The sequence below is a fragment of the Scytonema hofmannii PCC 7110 genome (genome assembly GCF_000346485.2).
GTDB lineage: Bacteria > Cyanobacteriota > Cyanobacteriia > Cyanobacteriales > Nostocaceae > Scytonema > Scytonema hofmannii.
The window spans coordinates 970009-992983 of record NZ_KQ976354.1 but is presented as its reverse complement, the minus strand read 5'-3'; the positions used below and the strand labels follow the sequence as shown (position 1 = coordinate 992983).

At 40.6% G+C, this 22975-nt stretch carries 21 protein-coding genes; 13 read left to right on the top strand and 8 right to left on the bottom strand.

The annotated features are described in order from the left end of the window. Positions 1-31: 31 nt before the first annotated feature. The 10 genes from WA1_RS04280 to WA1_RS04235 all read left to right on the top strand — a co-directional run bounded on the left by WA1_RS04280 (position 32) and on the right by WA1_RS04235 (position 17053). Positions 32-736 (top strand): FkbM family methyltransferase, encoded by a 705-nt coding sequence (locus tag WA1_RS04280; RefSeq protein ID WP_158516592.1) that lies wholly within the window; start codon positions 32-34, stop codon positions 734-736. Between the two features lie 46 nt (positions 737-782). Beyond that, a complete protein-coding gene (locus tag WA1_RS04275) occupies positions 783-2033 on the top strand; it encodes a glycosyltransferase family 4 protein (protein WP_017743292.1) in 1251 nt (416 codons plus the stop codon). 208 nt (positions 2034-2241) lie between these two features. Continuing rightward, on the top strand, positions 2242-3531 hold the full coding sequence (locus WA1_RS04270) for a hypothetical protein (RefSeq protein ID WP_017743293.1): 1290 nt from the start codon (positions 2242-2244) through the stop codon (positions 3529-3531). Between the two features lie 15 nt (positions 3532-3546). Then, complete coding sequence (locus WA1_RS04265) at positions 3547-4653, top strand: glycosyltransferase family 4 protein (protein ID WP_017743294.1); 1107 nt, start codon at positions 3547-3549, stop codon at positions 4651-4653. A gap of 67 nt (positions 4654-4720) precedes the next feature. Next, positions 4721-5872, top strand: coding sequence for a glycosyltransferase family 4 protein (locus WA1_RS04260; RefSeq protein WP_017743295.1), 1152 nt, complete (start codon positions 4721-4723; stop codon positions 5870-5872). 10 nt (positions 5873-5882) lie between these two features. Then, complete coding sequence (locus tag WA1_RS04255; RefSeq protein WP_017743296.1) at positions 5883-7076, top strand: glycosyltransferase; 1194 nt, start codon at positions 5883-5885, stop codon at positions 7074-7076. Between the two features lie 43 nt (positions 7077-7119). Continuing rightward, complete coding sequence (locus WA1_RS04250) at positions 7120-7689, top strand: WcaF family extracellular polysaccharide biosynthesis acetyltransferase (RefSeq protein ID WP_017743297.1); 570 nt, start codon at positions 7120-7122, stop codon at positions 7687-7689. Between the two features lie 228 nt (positions 7690-7917). Further along, on the top strand, positions 7918-12456 hold the full coding sequence (locus tag WA1_RS04245; RefSeq protein ID WP_017743298.1) for a DUF4082 domain-containing protein: 4539 nt from the start codon (positions 7918-7920) through the stop codon (positions 12454-12456). A gap of 260 nt (positions 12457-12716) precedes the next feature. Continuing rightward, entirely contained in the window at positions 12717-15962 is a 3246-nt protein-coding gene (locus tag WA1_RS04240) for a N,N-dimethylformamidase beta subunit family domain-containing protein (protein ID WP_017743299.1), read from the top strand. Positions 15963-16006: 44 nt separating this feature from the next. Next, positions 16007-17053, top strand: coding sequence for a glycosyltransferase family 4 protein (locus WA1_RS04235; RefSeq protein WP_026134638.1), 1047 nt, complete (start codon positions 16007-16009; stop codon positions 17051-17053). Positions 17054-17068: 15 nt separating this feature from the next. On the opposite strand, the gene WA1_RS04230 is transcribed toward WA1_RS04235, so the two are convergent. From WA1_RS04230 to WA1_RS04215, 4 genes are all read right to left on the bottom strand, one after another. Continuing rightward, a complete protein-coding gene (locus WA1_RS04230) occupies positions 17069-17416 on the bottom strand; it encodes a hypothetical protein (RefSeq protein ID WP_017743301.1) in 348 nt (115 codons plus the stop codon). A gap of 156 nt (positions 17417-17572) precedes the next feature. Then, on the bottom strand, positions 17573-17893 hold the full coding sequence (locus WA1_RS04225) for a pentapeptide repeat-containing protein (protein ID WP_272819405.1): 321 nt from the start codon (positions 17891-17893) through the stop codon (positions 17573-17575). Positions 17894-17926: 33 nt separating this feature from the next. Then, positions 17927-18262: a XisI protein gene (locus tag WA1_RS04220; RefSeq protein ID WP_017743303.1), complete on the bottom strand. Its 336-nt coding sequence runs from the start codon at positions 18260-18262 to the stop codon at positions 17927-17929. A 97-nt stretch (positions 18263-18359) separates the two neighbouring features. After that, positions 18360-18560: a ribbon-helix-helix domain-containing protein gene (locus tag WA1_RS04215; protein WP_017743305.1), complete on the bottom strand. Its 201-nt coding sequence runs from the start codon at positions 18558-18560 to the stop codon at positions 18360-18362. Between the two features lie 167 nt (positions 18561-18727). Here WA1_RS04215 and WA1_RS04210 point away from each other — a divergent pair, with 167 nt between their 5' ends. Continuing rightward, positions 18728-19327, top strand: coding sequence for a Uma2 family endonuclease (locus WA1_RS04210; RefSeq protein ID WP_017743306.1), 600 nt, complete (start codon positions 18728-18730; stop codon positions 19325-19327). An 83-nt stretch (positions 19328-19410) separates the two neighbouring features. Here WA1_RS04210 and WA1_RS04205 read toward each other — a convergent pair whose 3' ends face one another. From WA1_RS04205 to WA1_RS04190, 4 genes are all read right to left on the bottom strand, one after another. Next, positions 19411-19641 (bottom strand): AbrB/MazE/SpoVT family DNA-binding domain-containing protein, encoded by a 231-nt coding sequence (locus WA1_RS04205; protein WP_017743307.1) that lies wholly within the window; start codon positions 19639-19641, stop codon positions 19411-19413. Between the two features lie 231 nt (positions 19642-19872). After that, complete coding sequence (locus tag WA1_RS04200; RefSeq protein ID WP_017743308.1) at positions 19873-20199, bottom strand: pentapeptide repeat-containing protein; 327 nt, start codon at positions 20197-20199, stop codon at positions 19873-19875. A gap of 115 nt (positions 20200-20314) precedes the next feature. Next, positions 20315-20695, bottom strand: coding sequence for a hypothetical protein (locus WA1_RS04195; protein ID WP_017743310.1), 381 nt, complete (start codon positions 20693-20695; stop codon positions 20315-20317). Beyond that, positions 20692-20871, bottom strand: a complete 180-nt coding sequence (locus tag WA1_RS04190) for a plasmid partition protein ParG (protein ID WP_017743311.1) — start codon at positions 20869-20871, stop codon at positions 20692-20694. Before WA1_RS04190 ends, WA1_RS04195 begins: the two co-directional genes overlap by 4 nt. A gap of 557 nt (positions 20872-21428) precedes the next feature. Here WA1_RS04190 and WA1_RS04185 point away from each other — a divergent pair. Next, entirely contained in the window at positions 21429-21665 is a 237-nt protein-coding gene (locus WA1_RS04185) for a PDDEXK family nuclease (protein WP_017743313.1), read from the top strand. Between the two features lie 105 nt (positions 21666-21770). Beyond that, a protein-coding gene (locus tag WA1_RS54615; protein WP_148662614.1) for an IS630 family transposase occupies positions 21771-22801 on the top strand; the annotation gives its coding sequence in 2 pieces (ribosomal slippage) (positions 21771-22176 and positions 22176-22801; 1032 coding nt in all). Positions 22802-22975 lie beyond the last annotated feature (174 nt).

Genomic DNA, 22975 nt, shown 5'->3' with positions numbered 1-22975 from the left:
AATAAATCAATACACAACATTAATTAAGCTTATGAAATCTATCCAAGATATATCTGGGTTGGTCTCAATTAGAGGTCATCACTTTTACGCCAATTTAATCAAATCTGACTCTGTCGTTATTGACTTAGGTGCTCATTTAGGTCAGTTCTCTCATGAAGTCAGTCAGCTATTTGGATGCCAATGCTATGCAGTGGAAGCTCTACCTTCTTTACACAAAAAGATTCAGGAAACACATTTAATCAAAAAATTTAACTATGCAATATCTGACTCAAATGAGCCAGTACAATTTTGCGTGACAGATAATCCAGAATTTAATCATATAGGTAACTGGGCTGTTAGTGCTGTTAAAGAAAAGATTACTGTTGAAGGAATTTCTCTGGAAAGTTTTATGAAAAAGTGTCAGATCCAAAGTATAGATTTACTAAAAGTAGATATTGAAGGTGCAGAAATTGATTTATTTAACTCGATTAATGATGAAACACTTTGTAAAGTCAAACAATTAACTGTTGAATTTCACGATTTTGTATTTCCCATTCACAAAGAAGTTGAAGCCATAAAAGAACGCTTAAAATCTTTAGGATTTGCTTGCATAGTCTTTTCAAAGGCTAATAATGGAGACGTTTTATTTCTCAACAAAACCCAATGTTATATACCATTATGGAATTTTGTTTATATTCTCTATTTTTCTAAATATGTAAGAGGTTTCATCAGAATGTTTATTAGATTTTTCAATTAGACTAAGTGGGCAATACAGCAATTTCAAATAAAAATTCTCAATCAAAATGTCTGATACAAAGGTTTTAGTAGCACAACTAGGAGCCAGAAAACATTACCAAGAGCCTCTTCTATTTAATCATTGGGGTATTTTGGATAGTTTCTACACTGACTTTTACTCAGGTCATAATGAATTTGCTAATTTCTTCCGAAGACCTAGAATTTACAATCATCTTCCCAATTTCCTTAAAAAAGGTCTAGATAGATATGAACCAGAACTTAAAAATGCCCAAATCATTCACTTCCCCAAATTAGGATATCAATATCTTCAAGCTTTGAAGAAAGCTTCACCCGAACAAGCACCGAAAATATTTATTTGGGCGGGACAAGAATTTTGCCAACAAATTCTTCAACACGGTTTAGGAGATGCCAATACTATCTATGGATTTAATAGTGCATGCCTAGAGTTATTTGAATATGCCAAAAAACGAGGTATCCGCTGTGTTCTAGATCAAACACTCGCTGAATGGTCACTCGTACATAAACTTTTACTAGAAGAAGAGGAGCGCTGGTTGGGTTGGTCGCTATCGCCCTTTAAAGTAGGTGATGCTGATTTAGAACTATTGCAGCGAGAACAACGCGAACAAGACTTAGCAGATCAAATTATTTGTGGCTCTAGTTTTGTCAAAAATTCCTTGATTGCTAGGGGAGTAGATGGGAAAAAGATATCTGTTGTACCATTAGGACGCTTAAAAAATAAGCAATCAATACAACATCAATCTTTTGAAATTGTACCGCAAGATTGTAATGATAGGTTAAAAATATTATTTGTCGGTTCAGTTAACCTGCGGAAAGGGATTCCCTATTTACTCAAAGCCCTGAGACAAATTAAAGGAAAAATACCTTTTACTTGTAAAGTTATAGGCTCCTTAGAGATTAACCCTCAGCGTGTTACTGAATACAGTGATGTGTGCGATTTTTTGGGAAGAGTTCCACGTGCTCAAATGAAAGATCTGTATAATTGGGCGGATGTATTTGTACTTCCTTCTATTTGTGAAGGTTCAGCAATGGTAACTTATGAAGCATTGCTTGCGGGTGTTCCTACTATTACGACTGACAATTCGGGTTCCGTTGTCCGAGATGGAATTGATGGTGCTATTGTCCCTATTAGAGAAATAGATGCAATTGCCAATCAACTGTTGAATATGTATACCACCAGAAAACTTTCTTTAAAAACAACTAACACGCAAGAGTATTTAGATAATTTAATGCAAGAATCAGAAAATAAACTGAGGCAGGTAGTACTCTGTCAAGTTTAAATTGAGGGTTACTAATTTAAGTTCGTAGTTGCGCTAAGCGCGAAGACAGCGCAACTACGAACCCTTCAAAACACTATTGACACTCTAGTAGTTTATTAACTAACAATTGACGAGTGAAAAAAACCGCAAAGACGCAAAGAGCGCAAAGTAAGAGGAAGAGAAAAAGAAGATGATGTTTTACAGAAATTGAGAGAGTAATATTACTTTAATGACTGAATTGTATCAAAATTTATTTATTATAGTTTGCATCAGTTTGTTAGGTTGGGGAGTGATTCGTGTAGAACGAATTTACCAATATCCATTTTTTATGGGTAGTATGTTTGTTTCCTTTTTCCTACCTCAAGCGTTTGCCTTAATAAGTAATCCAGGTGCAGCATCTCTAGCATCTGTAGAACGAGTCTTATTATTTTCAACTATGTGTGCTGCTGCTTGTTTCATCGGCTATGAGATGAAGCCGAATAGAAATTGGTTGTCAAATTTAAATATTGCGATTGATGAGCGTAAGTTGTTTATAGGAGGAATAGCTTTGATGGCTCAGGGCTATTTCTTTAATTTTTTACTTTCTCGTACTGCTGTTCAAACTGCAGCGAATGGTAACTGGACAGGACCAGCAACCATATATCTTTTTTTAGGTCAGGTTATAAATATTGCTTTCGCCATTTTTCTGTTGCAATTATTGAAGCGTCCTAATGTTCTTAATCTAACTTGTGCAGCAATTTCTAGTTGGCCTCTATTACAAAGTGTTCTTGGTGGTCGTCGTCAACCGACAATGACGCTGATCATTATCATAGGTCTTTCATTATGGATGGGTCGTCGCTTAATACCACCAAGATGGTCAGTTATTACCGCTTTAATCTTCATGACTATTCTGATTCCTCTATTTGGTGAAGTACGTAGTGGTTTTTGGAATTTAGTTTTTAGCGGTAATTGGCAAGCAGTCTCAGCGATCGCGCAAAAGGCATTTAACCAGTTATTAAAAGGAGAGCTTTTAGAAATCAGAAATGCAGCATTATTGATGGACGTAGTAGAACGTACAGGTTTATATGGTTTTGGTTCTGGTTATTGGGATAGCATTATATTTCAATATGTACCCGGACAAATTGTCGGTTTTGAATTAAAAAAATCTTTACAAGTGAACTTATTTGATAAGTATGTTGAGTATCTTTCCTCTTTCTATGGTTATACTATACCTAACGGTTACACTATAACTGGCGTTGGCGATTCTTTTATAGAATTTAGTTACTTTGGATGCTTTACTTTTGGATTGATAGCCTACCTATTCAAGCATCTTTGGATATCATCTGTTTATCAAAAAAGTACTTTTAGTAGAATTCTTTATATGGGACTCGTAAGTCCTGCAATGGTTGGTCTAACACATGGTATAGGAAGATTTCTACAAGAGGCTATCTTTCAAGCTATTTTTATAGGTTTGGTAGCTTTATATGCTAGAAAAAAGAATCATTTTTCGTATATTCAATCACAAAATTTTGACAGATAAATTCAGTATTAAAATATGAAAATTCTCAATTTAATTCAGTGTTTAAACCTTGGAGGCATGGAAAAAGCTGCCTACATTTTAGTCAATGAAACTCAGAATAAAGGTATCAAGTGGGAGATACAAAGCGTCACACCTTCAGGTTCTGGTCAACAAATATTTACAACTTTAAATATACCTGTAGAAGATAACTCCTATAAAGGAACTTTTGGTTATAAGTCTCACCTCTCTTTAAAACGAAAAATTCAGCGCTTTTCAGGCGACATCATTTTAGTCACAGGTCCCACCCTAACCGGTTGTCTCAGTATAAAAGGTAATAAACATAAAAAAATACTTGGCATTCATTTTTGTCATAAATATAATAATCCCAATTTATTAAGATGGAAAGTCTTTTATAAATATTTTGGTAATGATTATGATGCAATTATTTGTCATTCGCCTTATCTACTCGAGCAAACCGCGCAGATAGCACCTTTTCTCAAACATAAATTACACTTAATTGAGAATTCAACTCAGCTACAACCGTTAGTTAGCAAAGATAAAAAACTGTTAATTCGTCAAACTCTTGGAATTCCCGATCGCGCTTTTGTGATTGGTAATGCTGGTTGGCTGATTGAGCGAAAGCGATTTGATGTTTTTTTGCAGGTTTGCGCCAAAGTTTCTCAATCTTATCCAAATGTCTTTTTCCTGATTGCTGGTGATGGTCCGCTCCGTCAAGAGTTGGAAGAACTCGCTCATAATTTAGGGATAACTAAGAAAGTTAAATTTTTGGGTTGGCAAAAGGAAATAGAGACTTTTTATCAAGCTATAGACTTATTGTTATTTAACTCCAATTCTGATGCTTTTGGTCGTACAGTCATGGAAGCAATGGGTTATGGTATTCCAGTGGTTGCTTCTGTCTTAGAAGGTGGAACCAACTCTGTTTTAGTTCATCAAGAAAATGGTTATTTAATTCAAGAACATAATGTTAATGAACTAGCAGAATATTGTTTACAGGTAATAAAACATAATGACATCTATCAAAAATTTCAATTCAGTTCAAGAGAGATGATTCGCAACCGCTTTAGTAATGAATTGTATGTCAAAAAATATCAGGAAGTCTTTCACAAAGTTTTAAAAAACTAGGAAATTTAAACCTTTAAGACCATTACACTCTATTTTTCCGAGAGAAATGCATATCGTTATACTATTTATGAACGTTGGTAGCTATCATGCTGCTAGACTGCGTGCTGCACATTCTGCTTGTCAACAAAAAGGGTGGTGTTTAACAGCAGTTCAAGTTACAGATAATACCTTAGAACATCCTTGGGGGGACTTAAAGCGTGAAATAACATTTCCTTTAGAAACACTTGTCTCTAAAACTGATTCCTTCACCGACATCCAAGAAAATGCTGCTTCTTTAATACCTTTTTTTCTTAATCATCTTCAGCCAGACATTGTTGTTATCCCTGGATGGGGATTTCCCATATCGCGTGCGGCATTAACGTGGTGTAAACGCGAACAAGTACCAGCCATTGTGATGAGTGAAACAAAGTGGGATGATGAAACACGGCAATGGTGGAAAGAGCAACTCAAATTTTGGCTTTATATCAGAAAGTATGATGCTGCACTTGTTGGTGGAGAACTACACCGTGATTATCTAACGAAGCTAGGTTTTCCTCAAGAACAAATTTTTCTAGGTTACGATGCGGTTGATAACGATTATTTCACAGAGATTGCTCGAACGGCAAGGTTCGAGCAATCTTTGACAAGGCAAAAACACCCTGGAATTCCCACCAAACCTTATTTCATTGTTGTGACTCGGTTGCTCCAACGCAAAAATGTATCCCGTCTTGTAAAAGCTTTCGCCACTTACTACCACCAAATTGGTACCAAACAAGCTTGGGATCTTGTGATTTGTGGTAGTGGAGAAGAAGAACCATATATTCGCAATCTAATCCGAGAAAACAAACTACAGGACTGTGTTCATTTACCCGGTTTTATTGCTTATCAAGCAATTGGATATTGGTATGGATTAGCTAACGCTTTTGTACATCCTGCGTTGCAAGAACAGTGGGGTTTAGTCGTTAACGAAGCTTGTGCAGCTGGGCTACCAATCTTATGTAGTTATACCGTAGGAGCTGCTCGTGAACTTGTTTGCGATCGCCAAAATGGTCTGCTGTTCGATCCAGAAAGTCAACAAGATATAACTCGTGCTTTGTTAACTATCCATCAAATGGATTCAGCTTCAAGAATAAAAATGGGACAATTAAGCCAAAAGATAGTAGATAAATGTAGTCCTCAAAATTTTGCTGATGGTCTTTTCAAGGCAATTCATGCTACATACAAAACCTTAAATAGGTAGATATTTTGTTATGAGAATTTTGATTTTCACGCCTTATATTGGCTCCAATTATGGTGGAACTTCTAAGGCAGTTAAAGAATTGGTTGAATCAGTGAGCAATTTTGGCACTAAAGTTGATTTCATCACAACAAACGCTAATCAATCAGAGAAACTCCCTGTTCCTCTTAATAGATGGATAGAAGGGAACAATTATAGAATCAAATACTTTGCTTGTTGGAATCGCAATGATTTTATTATTAGCTTACCTTTAATTCAATGGCTTATAAAGCATATTAGTGATTACGACATTGTCCATACCAATACAATTTTTGCTCCAATTGTTTCCTTTGTTCATTGGCTCTGTCAGCAGCATCGAGTTCCATATGTTATGACCCCTCACGGGATGTTAGAGCCTTGGGCAATGTCATACAAAGCCTGGAAAAAGAAACTTTACTTTAATCTTGTTGAAAAACCAGCCCTTCAGAAAGCAAAAGCCATACAAGTGATTGCTAATTCTGAAGCCAGTCATGTTAAGTCTCTTGGATTAAAAAACCCTGTTGTTGTTCCTAATGGAGTTCATAGCCAAGAATTTATCAGCTTACCAGAACCAGAAATTTTTTATCAGCAATTTCCTTCCACATACAATAAAACTTTGATTTTGTTTCTTGGTCGTATTGACCCTAAAAAAGGTTTAGACTTACTTGCACCTGCCTTTGCAAAAGTTCATAAAAAATTTCCACAAACTCATTTAGTTGTAGCGGGTCCAGATAGTATCGGATACTTACCTAAAGTTAAAACCGCTTTTAAGCAGGTGGGGTGTTTAGATGCAGTTACCTTTACAGGTATGCTGACAGGATCGTTAAAATATGCAGCTCTTGCTGCAGCCAATTTATATGTTGCACCTTCATATTCAGAAGGTTTTAGTATGTCTGTCCTAGAAGGTATGGCTTCAGGGTTGCCATGTGTCATTACGACTGGCTGCAATTTTCCTGAAGCAGAAATTGCTAAAGCAGCACTTATTGTGGATATCAATATTAATGGCATTGCTGATGGCTTGATTCAATGTTTAAATCATCCTCAAATGTCAAAAGCAATGGGTAACCGCGCTCGCCATTTCATATTCCAAAACTATACCTGGGATTGTGCTGCTGAAAAGTTAACCAGAGCTTATAAAGCTATTTATAACAAACAGCCTTTGTCAACCGATTTAGTCATAAAATTTTGATTCGGGCGGCAATTCCTCATCTTTTTTCTTAATTGTTTACCATATGCGTTTAGATCGATACTCCCTTGGTAGTTATACCCCTGGTGCTTCCTACTGGAAACAACTTCTGTGGTATTTTCTGGGATCGCCCTTAGTCGAAAGCCGTGTGATACCTTTCTCTAGCATAAAAGTTTGGGTGCTTCGTCGTTTTGGAGCACAAATCGGTCAAGGTGTTCGCGTAAAACCAGGAGTGCGGGTAAAGTTTCCTTGGCGTTTAACAATAGGTGATTTTGTATGGATTGGGGAAGACACTTGGATAGACAACTTAGCTCATGTCACCATCGAAAACCACGTTTGCCTTTCCCAAGGCGTCTACCTTTGTACTGGCAATCATAACTGGAGCCATCCGGATTTTAAATTGATAACTGCCCCCATCTACATTCAAGAAGGGAGCTGGATTGCTGCAAAGTCCGCGATCGGACCGGGAGTGACTGTTGGACTAGGAGCAGTACTAGCCCTTGGTGGTGTGACTGGGCATTCTTTAGAGCCGATGACAATTTATGCAGGTAACCCTGCTCAACCTATAAAGCAAAGAAAGTTGCAAAGTCCAACCTTAAAAACTTTAAACAGATGAAATTTACACATTAAACGTCATGAGTATAGAACGGGCGGGGACGCCCGTACCACAAGATTGAGTAATTTATTTCTTGGAAATCCCTAAAGACTAGCCATGCTTAGTCTCTACATTTTTTTCAATTTTTAACATTAGACCCCTTACATCAAGAGATTTCATCTGCGTGCATCTGCGTTCATCTGCGGTTAATTATTCATTTCACATAACAAAAAATCAGGATATGAGATTATGAGACGATATATAAAGTACTTGTCTCTTTTTTGCTGTAGCCTACTACTAGCACTCTTCTTTAGTCAAGTAAATGGCTATACCCTAGCACAAAACGTATCATCAAACGATGATGTAGGCGTAACTGCGATCGCTTTTAGTCGGGATGGACAAAACCTAGCGACTGGGATTAAGGATGGTCGAGTCTTAGTATTTGACTCCGATACTGGGAAAGAAAAAAGAACCCTACCAGGACATCTAAATACCCCTGTCACCGGAGTTGTCTTCAATCCACAAAACAATACCTTAGCTAGTGTGGGTAGAGATAGCGTAGCTCGAATATGGGACCCAGTCACGACAGAACAAATCAATCTTCTCCAAGCACACGAAAATCCAACTAGGACAATTGCTGTCAGTCCAGACGGGAATTTTTGGGTCACTGGAGGAGAGGATACCCGGAGTACTGTGTGGAATGCAAAAACTGGAAAGCTAATTCACGTTCTTGAAGGACACGTTGGCTTTGTCAATACTGATGCTGTCAGCCCAGATGGCAAGATCGTAGCAAGCGGAAGTGAAGATACTACAATCATTTTATGGGATACAGAAACTGGTAAAAAACGCAAAGTTTTACTCGGTCATAAGGGTGGAGTCACTTCCGTTGCTTTTAGTCCAAATGGAACTCTTTTGGCAAGTGCTAGCAAAGATGGTACTGTCAGACTTTGGAATGTTGCAAATGGCAATGAGAATCAAGTTCTAAGAGGACCAACAAAACGAATTAAAACATTAGCCTTTAGCCCAAATGGAACCGTTTTAGCTGGAGGTGGCGACGAAAACAAAGTTTTCCTATGGAATATACCAACGGGTGTACCGCTTGGTAGCCTTCATGGTAACAAGAAAGCAATTACCGGAGTTGCTTTTAGCCCTACAGACAGCAATCTTTTAGCCACTGGAGACGAAGCGTCTGAGCTCATTCTGTGGGATGTAGTAAAATTTCAACAAAAACAGCTAATTCCAATCCCAGCCAAAGTTAAAGAACAGAAAAATCAACAAAAAAGCCAAAAATCTCAAGCTTTAATCAATTCAGATCGTGTAACTTCTTCCAAAAAGACACTGATTGCATCAATACCATCACCACCAGGTGGACCAATTCTCATCGTCACCAGTGCATCTAATCCCTTTGGAGATTACTATGCTGAAATTCTCCGAACTGAAGGACTCAACTCTTTCAATGTTAGTAATATTTCAGCAGTTTCAGCAACAACACTTGCAAACTATGATGTTGTCATCCTTACCGATCTAGGTCTCTCGTCCCAACAGGTAACAATGTTTACTAATTGGGTGAACGGTGGTGGCAATCTCATCGCGATGCGTCCTGACAAACAGCTTGCTAGTTTGCTTGGGCTGACAGATACAGGTAACACCCTTTCAAACGGCTATTTGTTAGCAGACACTTCAAAGCCCGCAGGTAATGGAATCGTCAACCAGACTATGCAGTTCCATGGAACCGCCGATCGCTATACTTTAAACGGAGCGACTAGTATTGCCACGCTTTACACAAATGCGACAACAGCAACCACAAATCCTGCTGTCTCATTACGCACCGTTGGGAGCAACGGCGGTCAGGCTGCTGCATTCACTTACGACTTAGCGCAATCGATAGTCTATACGCGCCAGGGTAACCCTGCTTGGGCAGGACAAGAGCGGGATGGATTTTCCCCAATTCGCTCTGATGATCTGTTTTTTGGAGATTCTCAGCCAGATTGGGTTGACCTTAACAAAGTTGCCATACCTCAAGCAGATGAGCAACAGCGCTTACTAGCAAACCTCATCATTACGATGAATCTTTCTAAGAAACCGTTACCACGCTTCTGGTATTTCCCACATGGTAAAAAAGCGGTTGTGCTGATGACAGGTGACGATCATGGAAATGGGGGAACAGGACCGCGCTTTGACCAATTCAATGCGAGTAGTCCGGCTGGTTGTTCAGTTGAAAATTGGGAGTGCATTCGAGGGACTTCATACGTCTTTCCCACGTCCAGCATGCCCCTAACTAACGCTCAAGCAGCTGCTTATGATGCTCAAGGGTTTGAAATTGCGTTACACGTGACTACCAATTGTACTGATTTTACACCTGCCTCTCTTCAAACTGTTTACACACAGCAGTTAAGTAATTTTGCTAACAAGTACCCAAGCTTACCAGCACCAGTCACTCAAAGGCATCACTGCCTAGTCTGGAGCGATTGGTCTAGCACGCCAGAAGTGGAACTCAGTCAAGGGATACGGTTGAACACTACTTTTTACTACTGGCCACCCTCTTGGATTCTCGACCGTCCTGGCTTCTTTACTGGTAGCGGTATGCCCATGCGTTTAACTGAACAAGATGGGACAGTGATTGATGTCTATGAAGCAAATACCCAAATGACTGATGAATCCGGACAGTCATACCCCTACACTATTGATACTCTATTAGATCGGGCATTGGGGTCAGAGGGATATTACGGTGTTTTCAATGTCAATGCCCATACTGATACTGGCAACTCATCAGTATCTAATGCAGTTGTTAACTCTGCCAAAACTCGTGGTGTACCTATTGTCTCCGCTCAACAAATCTTAACTTGGCTTGATGGTCGTGATAGTTCTTCTTTTAATTCACTAGTATGGAACAACGGCACTTTAAGCTTTACGATCGCTAAAGGTGCAGGTGCCAATGGTTTACAGGCAATGTTACCAAATCAATTTAGTGGTGCGCCGCTTAACTCAATTACACGCAATGGCACTCCAGTTACCTATACAACGGAGACAATCAAAGGGATTGTGTATGCGAGGTTTTCCGGAGACACAGGTTCATATGTCGCTACCTATGCAGCAGATACCGTTCCGCCAACGGTAACGTCAACAACTCCTAGCAACAACGCGACAAACGTAGCCATTGGAACAAGTGTGACTGCTACCTTTAACGAAGCGATCTCTCCAGCAACGATTAACACAAACACTTTTGAATTACGCAATCCCGCAAACACAGTAGTTCCCGCCACCGTCACCTATAACGAGACAAACCGGACTGCAACACTCATACCAACAAGCCCCTTGGCTGGAAATACAACCTATACAGCCACTCTTAAAGGCGGGACAACAGAACCGCGTATTAAAGATTTGGCAGGCAATGCCTTAGCTGCTAACTACACATGGTCATTCACCACAGGAAATTTACCCTGTCCGAACGAGCAACCATGTAGCATCTGGAATAATTCAGCAGCACCAAATAATCCATCAGAAGCAGATTCCAGTTCTGTCGAAGTGGGCGTAAAGTTCCGCTCAGATTTAACTGGCTACATAACTGGCATTCGCTTCTACAAGGGTAGCAGCAACACGGGGACTCACGTCGGAACTCTGTGGAGCAGCACCGGACAGCAGCTGGCGAGAGCAACATTCAGCAACGAGACATCTTCAGGTTGGCAGCAAGTCAACTTTTCTTCTCCAGTTGCGATCGCAGCTAACACCGTCTACGTAGCGTCTTACCACACTAACGTTGGTAGATATGCATCAGATCCAAATTTCTTTGCTAATTCTGGAGTAGACAATCCACCACTGCGTGCTTTACGTAACGGGGTGAGTGGAGCCAACGGCGTATACATCTATAGTTCCAATCCTACGTTCCCCACTGACTCCTACCGATCTTCTAACTATTGGGTAGATGTAGTATTTACCACTAGTATTGCTCCCGATACGACTCCACCAACAGTGACTGCAAGCACTCCTGTTAACGGTACAACGGGTGTCACCACCAGTACAATCATCACCGCCACCTTTAGCGAATCAATAGATGCAACCACAATCAACACCAATACCTTTGAGTTACGCAATGCCAACAACACACTGATACCTGCCAGCGTCACCTATGATACTGGAAACCGTACTGCCACCCTTACACCAAGCAGTCCGCTCGCCACTGCCACGACTTATACTGCTACACTTAAAGGCGGTAGCACCGATCCCAGGGTAAAAGACCAATCCGGTAATGCCTTGGCACAAAACTACACTTGGTCGTTTACCACAAGCAGCAGTTCATCAGTAAGTATCTGGAGTAACACAGCAACTCCCAGTACAGTGACCACAAATGACCCAAGTGCAGTAGAACTGGGTGTAAAATTCCGCTCAAGCCAGAACGGTTATATTCAGGGTCTTCGTTTTTACAAAGGACTGCAAAATACAGGAACTCACGTTGGCACCCTGTGGAGCAGCAGTGGACAACAGTTAGCGACGGCAACTTTTATTAACGAAACTGCCTCAGGTTGGCAGGAAGTTAACTTTGCAACCCCTGTAGAGATTACTGCCAATACTGTTTATGTGGCTTCTTACCACACTAATGTCGGTTTTTACTCCAAGAATGAAAATTACTTTACCAATTCTGGTGTAAATAATCCACCGTTGTATGCATTCCGTAACGGAGAAAGTGGATCTAATGGTATTTACAGTTATAGTGCCAACCCTGTATTCCCCACCTCTACCTATCAATCTTCTAACTACTGGGTTGATGTCATATTTAGTACAACACCGTAACTAAAAATAACTATAGCAATCCTAATTTGCTTTTTGAAAAATAAGTATTCTCTTCGTGCTCTTTGCGTCTATGCCTCCTTCGTCGGCACGCTTCGCGAACGTGGTTAAAAAATGTTTTTGAACCGCAAAGACGCAAAGAGCACAAAGGCAAGATGTCGAAGATTGGACAGTTTCTACCTTGTTTTTCGGAGATTTAGGATTTCTATAGTTAGATACACGTAAACAAAAATCATAAATATAACTACATTAACAAGAACTCAATGAAGAAGCTACTCAAAAATATATTGCTGATGATGCTCGCAATTCTAGTTGTCTTACAACTGAATGTGAGCGATCCTTTGCTCGTGCAAAAAGCACTTGCTGTAGATCCCTGTTCTTCTCCTGTTAACTCAATTGTTGCGGAGAACTGTCTGGCGGGTAATCCTAAGTCCGAGTGGGATATTAGCGGTATTGGTGACTCAAGTATTCAAGGCTTTGCCACAGATATTAGTGTTAATAAAGGAGAAACTGTTTCCTTCAAAATCAAAACCGTTGCTCTGAACTACCGTCTTGATATATACCGCATGGGATACTATGGTGGGCAAGGTGCTCGCAAAGTAGCAACTGTTCAAGTACAAAACCCAACTACAAGCCAACCAAGCTGCATCACTAATAGTACCACTGGACTGATTGATTGTGGAAATTGGTCGGTGTCAGCTTCATGGAATGTCCCTGCAAATGCTACGTCGGGAATCTATTTTGCTAAAGCGGTGCGTAATGACACTGGCGGAGCAAGTCACATTGTTTTTATTGTGCGAGATGACTCTGGTACGTCTGATTTACTGTTTCAGACCTCTGATACAACTTGGCAGGCTTATAACAATTATGGTGGTAACAGTCTCTATCAAGGGAACCCTGCTGGACGAGCTTACAAGGTGAGTTACAACCGTCCTTTTAATACGCGTATAGTTGATAACGGTCAAGACTGGGTATTTAGTGCTGAATACCCAATGGTGCGTTGGTTAGAGGCTAATGGCTACAATGTCAGCTATTTTACTGGTGTGGATAGCGATCGCCGTGGTGACCTGATTCGCAATCATAAAGTTTTTCTATCAGTTGGTCACGATGAATATTGGTCTGACCAACAACGAACTAAAGTGGAAGCTGCTCGAAATATAGGTGTTCATTTAGCATTTTTCAGTGGTAATGAAGTCTTTTGGAAAACTCGTTGGGAAAACAGCATTGATGGAGCGAACACACCTTACCACACATTAGTTTGCTATAAAGAGACCAAAGCTAATGCTGCGATCGATCCACAACCAACGACTTGGACTGGAACTTGGCGTGACCCACGTTTTAGCCCACCTAAAGATGGTGGTCGTCCGGAAAACGCCTTAACAGGTACGCTTTTTACAGTCAACGATGGAGCGACTACAGCTATTCAGGTACCAGCCGAAGATGGCAAAATGCGCTTCTGGCGGAATACGAGTGTTGCAACTCTTGCGCCAGGAACGACTGCCACACTAGCTAACAGCACACTTGGTTATGAGTGGGATGAAGATATAGACAATGGCTTTCGACCCCCAGGCTTGATTCGGATGTCAACAACGATTGTTAACAATGCTCCCGTCCTCCAAGACTATGGGTCTACTTTTGCATCTGGTACAGCTATACACCATTTAACACTGTATAAACACACTAGCGGTGCCTTAGTGTTTGGTTCTGGAACAGTACAATGGTCTTGGGGTTTGGATGTCAATCACGATCGCGTACCATCAGGTGCAACGCCAGATGTGCGTATGCAGCAAGCAACTGTTAACCTTTTTGCTGATATGGGTGTACAACCTGGGTCTCTCCAGACTAGTTTACAACTAGCAACGACCTCCTTTGACTACACTGCTCCTACCTCAACAATTACTGCACCAACTGCTAGCACAACGGTGCAACTGAATAATCCTGTAGTCATTACGGGTACGGCGAGCGACACAGATGGAGTTGTGAGTGGTGTTGAAGTATCAGTTGATGGCGGAACAACATGGCATATGGCTAATGGTCGTGCGACTTGGAGCTACACTTGGACACCCACAACGATTGGTACAGCAATTATTAAAAGTCGTGCTATTGACGATAGCGGCAATATCCAAACACCTGCAACAGAAGTAGCGATCGCAGTTGGCGAACGGACTTGTCCGTGCAGTATCTGGAATGACTCAGTGACTCCCGGTTTGGTCACAACCAATGACTCAACGGCTACAGAGCTAGGTGTGAAATTCCGTACCAATCAGAATGGCTACATCACTGGTATTCGTTTCTACAAAGGACCCCAAAACACAGGAACTCACATTGGTACGTTATGGAGTAGTAGTGGTCAACAGTTAGCAAGAGTAACATTCAGCAACGAGACTGCCACAGGATGGCAACAAGCCAACTTTGCAACTCCAATTCAAATCACTGCCAATACCGTTTACGTAGCTTCCTATCATACTAATGTTGGTAAATACTCTAAGAACGAAAATTTCTTTACCAACTCGGGTGTGAATAGCTCACCCTTATATGCCCTTCGTAATGGCGAGAGTGGTTCTAACGGCGTATATATCTACCGCTCTAACCCTACCTTCCCTACCAACACTTACAAATCCAGTAACTATTGGGTAGATGTTGTCTTTAGTACTAATGTTGCTCCTGACACGACTCCACCAACGGTGACTGCAAGCACTCCTGTTAACAACACAACTGGTATAAGCATCAGTACAACCATCACTGCTACCTTTAGCGAACCAATAGATACAACCACAATTAACAGCAATACGTTTGAGTTACGCAATGCCAACAACACGCTTGTACCTGCTACCATCAGCTATGATGCGTCGAACCTCACTGCTACACTCACGCCAAGCAGTTCCCTCGCAACTTCCACAACCTATACTGCTACACTCAAGGGCGGTAGCACTGACCCAAGAGTCAAAGATTTGGCAGGTAATGCTCTAGCACAAAACTACACTTGGTCGTTTACCACTAGCAACACATCATCAGTAACCGTCAGCATTTGGAATAACACAGCCACTCCCAGCCTCATCACAGAAAACGATCCAAGTGCAGTGGAACTAGGCGTGAAGTTCCGTTCGAGTCAGAACGGTTTCATCAAGGGCATTCGTTTTTACAAAGGACAGCAAAATACAGGAACTCACGTTGGTAGCCTGTGGAACAGCAATGGTCAGCAGTTAGCAACAGCAACCTTCACGAACGAAACGGCTTCAGGTTGGCAGCAAGTTAACTTTGCGACTCCCGTTGCGATCGCAGCTAATACTGTTTACGTGGCATCCTACCACACCAATGTTGGTTTTTACTCACAAGATGTAGGATACTTTGCTAACTCTGGCACGACTACTCAACCATTGACAGCACTCCGTAACGGTGAGTCCGGTCCGAATGGGGTTTATACCTACAGCAGTAATCCTGCTTTCCCCACCTCGACTTATCAATCAGCTAACTACTGGGTTGATGTCATATTTAGTACAACAAACTAGTCGTTCGCTCTGTGTAACCGATTCATGAAAAGAGGAATATGCAGATACCCGCTCAAATTTATCATCTCATTGCCTTCCTTGTTGCTGCTGTTATCGTTCTCTGGACAACTCCTGATGTCAAAAACTTAGGTATTAAAAGCGGACGAGTAGATAAACCCAATGAACGTAAAGTCCATCAACGTCCAACAGTGCGTTTAGGAGGCGTTTCTATCTTCTTAGGTACAGTAGCCTCTCTGTTCATTATTTGGGTGTTAGGTGGATTTGGAAATTTATCAACTGAAAAAGAATGGCAAATTTTGGGAGTTACTTTGGGTGGTGTAGGCTTTTTTCTCATCGGCTTAGCAGACGATTTATTAAATCTCTCGCCCATTGCACGCTTATTAATACAAATAGTTGTAGCAACAGGTGCGTGGAAAGCAGGTGTAAGTATAGATTTTTTGAGCATTCCTACAGGTGGGCTAGTGCAACTGGGTTGGTTAAGTTTACCCATCACAATCCTATGGCTTGTAGGAATGGTCAATGCTATTAACTGGATTGACGGTTTAGACGGCTTAGCTTCTGGGGTAGTAGGAATAGCGGCTGTGGTGATGTTGGTTGTGACATTATTCATGAATCAACCTGAAGCAGCCCTGATAGCTGCATCTCTTGCTGGTGCAGCATTAGGTTTTCTTCGTTATAACTTTAACCCCGCACAAATCTTTATGGGAGATGGCGGAGCATATTTTATGGGATTTACTCTAGCAGCAGTGAGTGTAATTGGTCTAGTGAAAACGGCGGCTGTAACTGCAGTCCTATCACCTTTTCTCATTCTGGCAGTCCCAATTATAGATATGTCAGCAGTGATTTTGCTGCGAATTCTCCAAGGCAAATCACCTTTTATTGCAGATAAAAGCCATTTACACCACAGATTATTACGGGCTGGGTTGTCTCATAGAAAAACTGTTTTATTCATTTACTCCTTAACCTTGTGGGTTGGGAGTTTAGCATTGGTTATTGCGGGTATACCAAGTGGCATTGCTCTTGCTTGTGGTGCTACTTCTCTATTAATATACAACAGTTGGAAAGTTTGGAAGAACGCACGACAATCCTAGTAAAAAAGTTGCTCTTCACGAATCCAGCAAGCCTGACATATTTAATACTCTCTGCGAGTAAGTTTCCGCAATTTGGGCTGTCTGCGATCGACGAAGTTCATCTGATAAAATACCATCTAAATTTATTTGCCAGCGTGCAAGCTGAACTTGAATGTTAACCAGTTCTTCTGCTTGTTCTGGTTCAATCTCTGCTGCTACCCACTCTATAAACCACTCGGTTTCATTGATCGCTACTTCTAGACCTTTTTTGAACGCACTATTACAAAATGAACGCACACGCGCCAAGTTTGAAGCTATATGCCCTAAACGATGAGAAATATCTTCGCTAGTAATTAGGGTATTGTTGGCTGTGTCGCCAGTCAAATTAATAAAATTTTCTCAGATTCTGTTCATTCGACATACAAAATAAAAAGGGTAGACCAACTGCACAAATCCGGCAAAGATATTGATAATCTGCTAAACAGCCTCTACGTTCCCCTCATGGCTGATACATCACTAAATTCCAGATACAAAGACTTATTAGCAGCAATGGTCATTCCGAATACTTCCATCTGGCATGATAGTGTTGCAAAAAATGGTCTTTTTTAGACTAGCAGTAAGATAAGCACCAGTTAGGTTAGCACCAGTCAAATTAGCACCATCGAGAGTAACAGAATTCAAATAGGCATCGTTCAAGTTAGCATTAGTCAAGTTACTACCAATCAGATAGGTGCAATCCAAAACAGCATCCCTCAAATTACCCTTAGTAAGGTTGGCAGCATCCAGGATAGCAAACTCCAGATTGGCATTGCTCAGGTTAGCACCGCTCAGATTGACACAACTCATATCGGTTCTAATCAGATTAGCACCACTAGTCTCTTCTGCTATTCCCTCCTAAGCCACACCATACCCTGTATATGGACGTTTGTAGGGTGGATGCAATCCCAAGACAATATCTTCCTTTGATACTCCCATCTTTACTAATGCTTGGGCAATATCTGGCTCAGTCGTATTGCGCTGGATCCAAATCTTGCTATCTTTAATATCGACATGGATAAAACAGTTATAGACTCGCTTCAGTCCTTCCCAACCAATATCTAGTAATTGATAATGGTCATGTTCTTTATCAAACACCAGCTGACACTCAACATCTGGGTTACTATTTTCCATAGATGCTTGTTCGCTTAGTAAGTTACGGATGCATTGGCGGTAGTATTCTATTCTCTCCATTCAATGACCTCCTCTTTAATTGGATCGTAGACAACGAGCTTTAGTTGGTAACACTTGAGCGCTTCTTGAACAAACATTGGTAGAAGTCCGGCGTTGGTCATTTATTTTTCTCCTTGACTTGTCCTTGGCGTTCTGCGATCGCACGAATGACCAGTAACTTAACCATTTGGCTCATAGAGCGTTTCTCATCCTTGGCGATCGCTTCAATTTCTTCATAAAGCTTTAAATCGTCATCATCAGTGAAATATATATTTAAACGTTTTCCCTGGGGCATGGTAGCACTATACAGTGTTGTCATGACCTTATTTTCTGTTTTTTTTTCTTCCTTGTCATCTAGTGTTAATTAGTGTTATGGTAACACTATTGTGTCTAAACGACGACAACAGGCATAAAACGCATTGCGTCATCCACTCACAGACACTTTAAAATGCCAAAATAGAATTAATGCCGTGAATAATTCAATTTATGGATACTTTCCTTTTAGACCGTACTGTCGAAGAAAAATTGGTAACTCTCAGAGACGTGACTTGGGAGCAGTTTAAAGGAATTGAGGCACAACTCATAGATAATCGCAGTGTGCGCCTATCTTATTTATCTGGAATTTTAGAAATTATGTCCCCAGTTGGTCCCAGACATGAACGTGTAAAAAGCACTCTCGGTTTGCTGTTAGAAGCTTATATGAAAGTGTTAAATATCAGATTTTATAGAAGTGGCGGCTTTACCATAGAAAAAACTGGTTATGCTTCTGGAACACCTGACGAATCTTACTGCATCGGTACTGACAAAGAAACTCCTGATATCGTCATTGAGGTCATCATTACCAGTGGCACTATTGACAGAAGGCAATTATACAAACCCAAACAAGTTCCTGAAGTTTGGTTTTGGAAATCTGACACTATTAGAATATTCCATTTAAACGAACGAGGTGAATATGAGGAAGTCGAGCGTAGCAGTTTCTTCCTAGATTTAGACCCAAATATCTTGCTGCCATATATCGCTATGCCTGACCAATATGACGCTGTTCAAGAATTCGAGCAGTTTCTTAGGGAACAGCTTCCAAATTAAGTACAAATTCTTTTTTGTGTAGAAATATACAGTGTTTTTCTAGTAAATGAAGTGTTGTGATAGAGGCGCAAGGCATTACGCTCTTACAACATCTGTGCTAACTCGTGCAACGCATTTCTATACTTAGTACTTACTTTTTTGTATGCCTCCATAGCTTTTTCAAAATCAGGATTAGAAGCTGTCAGATAGATTCCATCTGCAGTTTCGGTTATGAATATACTGTCTCCTTCTTTAACTCTAAGCTTTTGCAAAATTTCTTTAGGTAAAGTTGTACCTAGATAATTTCCAATCTTACGTACTTTTAAGGTATACATACTCAATAAACAATTTTTTAATTGGGAATGAATGATAGTATTACTATTGCAATAACATACTTCTCGTTTAAAAAATCAGTTTTCGGAAAAATTTATCTGTTGACTAAGGTAGTAGGAATAGGGGAAATATTTGTAAACTGTTTACCAGTTATGAAACTTCTATCGTGTCAAATACTCAATTTTTGTACCAATTTAATGTGTCACTGCTAACGGAACAGCGATCGCCGGATTTTATTTAGCATAATTCCTCAAGCTAGCACTAACCAACAAGGCACCTTCAAGATTGGACTCGTACAGGGTCGCACCTTCAAGATTGACACCAGTGAAGTTGGTGGACTCAGCGTCAGTACCGTCAAACCGGGCGTTTCGCAAGTTAGCACCACTGAGGTTGGCAGCAACCAAAATTGCATCGGCTAATTCAGCACCTTCCAAGTTAGCATCTCTGAGGTCAGTACCAGTCAAGTTCGCATTATACAAAGTAGATTTACTGAAATTGACATTTCTGAGATCGGCTGCTTTGAGGATGGCACCATAGAAGCAAGCGTAATAATGACTCAAAGGATGTAAAGTACATTAATACTAATACCTCCTTTAAGTGAGAGAGTAAAGACTTGATCGTAAAGTTTACGATAATGGGGATTTCCGTAAGCAAAAAATCTCCAGATGCGATCGCTCATGTTGGTGGACTGTTGCCACCATTGCGATCGCGCAAGTATTCCCAAATCCGCCGAATCTCAGTTTGAAAAGTTTGGCGGTCAATTGCAGCAAGTTGCCTATCCTGGGCAGCTTCGGTTGATAAGCGCTCAATATTGAATCGCTTTTGCTCGCTTTCGCGCTCTAAAATTCGCAAAGCTACCTGATGGTCGCGAGCAATACTGGCGAGTTGGTTGACGGTACGTTCTAATCGCGCTGTCGCCTGACTAGTGGTACGAACTTCTCGTCTCATACCATTTTGAATTGTGCGGATGAGGTCTAACTCATCACCCAATTGCTCTAAGCGCTCGTCAATGTCGTTCAACCGTGCGTTGATATCCTCTGGTTGTGAATTGGTCATGCTGCTCCTTTGTCTTTCTGCTTGGGTGTGGATTGTTCCTCTTGCTTAATAAAGTCGTCTATCATTGCCGCGAGAGCATCACTCATAGTTGTTCCTTTTTTTGCACAAGCAGCCTTAAACAGGTTTCGCACCTCCTCAGATACAAAAGCTTTGACTGCTACTACTTTTTTTTCCATAGTCCTTATAGACAATAAAGCCTTATTGCCTAATTTTCCCTAAAGACCGTTTATTTATCCACACTTTAGCACAAAAGTCCTTATTGCTCTAAAGGACTTTTGTGCTATTATTCCCTTAAACGGACATAAACTAACATGAAATGCATACAAGCGAACTCAATAGGGTATTGAGCCGAGGTACGAGCAGTTTTCAGCAAGATGGGCTGAAAACTCTTATTCTGTCTTTGTTTGAAAAATTGCTACAGTACAGTCAAAAAAGTCCTTATTTACAACGCAAATCTAAGCCTTTTGAATATACGACATAAGGAGTGAGTACCTACCGAACCCAAAACCAGGTTAAGACAAAAAGTCTTTAAATTTCAATGTGTAAGCCATGTGTATACATCATACGGAACAGCGATCGCCAGATTTTAGTAGCATAACATCCACGAAAGAGCTAAAAAAGCGGGTAATGCTGGCAACTTTGAATCAGTGTTCATATTTATACATCTCATACGCCGAACTCACATATGCTCTAAAATGCCAAAATAGAATTAATGCCGTGAATAATTAAATTTATGGATACTTTCCTTTTAGACCGTACTGTAGAAGAAAAATTGGTAACTCTAAGAGACGTAACTTGGGAGCAATTTAAAGGAATTGAGGCACAACTCATCGATAACCGCAGTGTCCGGCTATCTTATTTATCTGGAATTTTAGAAATTATGTCCCCAGTTGGTCCGTTGCATGAGTACGTGAAAAGAACTCTCGGCTTACTGCTAGAAACGTATATAGGAATCATATTTGATTTCTGAAAAAAACTACGAGATAATACGTAGTGAGATCTCTGTCTAACAGCGAACAATGAGAAACCAGCATCTACAAGCTGCGATAGCGTAAGCGCTAAGGGCTAAAGCCCTATCGCAGAACTACAAGAATTTATAGATAAACGCCCAGATGCCCGTGAAGTGAGAAAAGCTTTGGCGGTGAAATTGGTTTATCAAGGCTACAAGTATGAGGAAATTCAAACAATTTTAGATGTGTCACTTGGTTCGATAACAAGCTGGAAACAAGCCTACGAGGAATATGGAATTTCGGGACTGGGACTAAACCACAAGGGAAGAAAAAGCTACTTAAGTGCTCAACAACGAGAGGAAGTCTTAAGTTGGTTGCAGACAAAAGAATGTTGGGAGCTTGGGGAACTTGAATATAAATTGGCTTTTGAATACGATGTGACTTATGAGTCAAAACGGAGCTATTATGACTTATTTGATGCCGCAGGAATTAGTTGGAAAAAAACGACTTCTTTGAATCCAAAAGAGTCGCGAGGATGCTGTTGCGGCAAAAAAAAGAGATTGAAACACTATTGGCAAGCCATCAGGAGGAAATCGAAGCAGGAAAGTTGAGAGTATTACTGCTCGATGAGTGTCATTTAATGTGGGGAGATTTAAGTGGATATGTCTGGGGAAAAACTGACACTGAAATAGCCGTGAGAGTTGTTAATGTCCGAGACAAACAGACATACTATGGGGCGGTTGACTATCTCCAAGGTAACTTACTACTCAAAGCATATAACGCAGGTAATTCAGAAAATACGATTGATTATCTACGTTATTTATTAGATCAGTCCCCCAACCAAAGATTACTTCTTTTTTGGGATGGTGCTTCTTACCATCGTTCACATCTAGTTCAAAACTTTTTAGGCGAGATAAACCAAGGTTTGTCTCAAGACCAGTGGAAAATTCACTGTGTGCGCTTCGCTCCTAATTGCCCATCGCAAAATCCAATTGAGGATATTTGGTTACAAGCCAAAACATGGGTACGGCGTTTCTGTGCTTTGATCCCTTCCTTCTCTCATCTAAAGTGGATGTTTGAGTGGTTTATGCAACACACTACCTTTGATTTTACCACTCTTCAAATGTACGGAGCTTTTTCAGAAATCAAATATTAGTCCTATAGAACCATTAGCAAATTAAGCAGCGATCGCACGAATGACCAGTAACTTAACCATTTAGCTCATAGAGCGTTATATCTAATTAAGAATCTTATGACATTGAACCTTTTGACGAATCTCCCGCTCGTAAAACTGTTTTGCTCTTTGAGCAACTTCCTCTACAGTCCAAAA

What these genes read in the sequence shown, in the direction of transcription:
- WA1_RS04205 (WP_017743307.1), bottom strand. Translation starts at nt 19,641, where the DNA reads ATGTATACCTTAAAAGTACGTAAGATTGGAAATTATCTAGGTACAACT.
- WA1_RS04245 (WP_017743298.1), top strand. Translation starts at nt 7,918, where the DNA reads ATGAGACGATATATAAAGTACTTGTCTCTTTTTTGCTGTAGCCTACTA.
- WA1_RS04270 (WP_017743293.1), top strand. Translation starts at nt 2,242, where the DNA reads ATGACTGAATTGTATCAAAATTTATTTATTATAGTTTGCATCAGTTTG.
- WA1_RS04220 (WP_017743303.1), bottom strand. Translation starts at nt 18,262, where the DNA reads ATGGAGAGAATAGAATACTACCGCCAATGCATCCGTAACTTACTAAGC.
- WA1_RS04260 (WP_017743295.1), top strand. Translation starts at nt 4,721, where the DNA reads ATGAACGTTGGTAGCTATCATGCTGCTAGACTGCGTGCTGCACATTCT.
- WA1_RS04275 (WP_017743292.1), top strand. Translation starts at nt 783, where the DNA reads ATGTCTGATACAAAGGTTTTAGTAGCACAACTAGGAGCCAGAAAACAT.
- WA1_RS04190 (WP_017743311.1), bottom strand. Translation starts at nt 20,871, where the DNA reads ATGGAAAAAAAAGTAGTAGCAGTCAAAGCTTTTGTATCTGAGGAGGTG.
- WA1_RS04250 (WP_017743297.1), top strand. Translation starts at nt 7,120, where the DNA reads ATGCGTTTAGATCGATACTCCCTTGGTAGTTATACCCCTGGTGCTTCC.
- WA1_RS04240 (WP_017743299.1), top strand. Translation starts at nt 12,717, where the DNA reads ATGAAGAAGCTACTCAAAAATATATTGCTGATGATGCTCGCAATTCTA.
- WA1_RS04255 (WP_017743296.1), top strand. Translation starts at nt 5,883, where the DNA reads ATGAGAATTTTGATTTTCACGCCTTATATTGGCTCCAATTATGGTGGA.
- WA1_RS04280 (WP_158516592.1), top strand. Translation starts at nt 32, where the DNA reads ATGAAATCTATCCAAGATATATCTGGGTTGGTCTCAATTAGAGGTCAT.
- WA1_RS04265 (WP_017743294.1), top strand. Translation starts at nt 3,547, where the DNA reads ATGAAAATTCTCAATTTAATTCAGTGTTTAAACCTTGGAGGCATGGAA.
- WA1_RS04185 (WP_017743313.1), top strand. Translation starts at nt 21,429, where the DNA reads ATGGATACTTTCCTTTTAGACCGTACTGTAGAAGAAAAATTGGTAACT.
- WA1_RS04215 (WP_017743305.1), bottom strand. Translation starts at nt 18,560, where the DNA reads ATGACAACACTGTATAGTGCTACCATGCCCCAGGGAAAACGTTTAAAT.
- WA1_RS04210 (WP_017743306.1), top strand. Translation starts at nt 18,728, where the DNA reads ATGGATACTTTCCTTTTAGACCGTACTGTCGAAGAAAAATTGGTAACT.
- WA1_RS04195 (WP_017743310.1), bottom strand. Translation starts at nt 20,695, where the DNA reads ATGACCAATTCACAACCAGAGGATATCAACGCACGGTTGAACGACATT.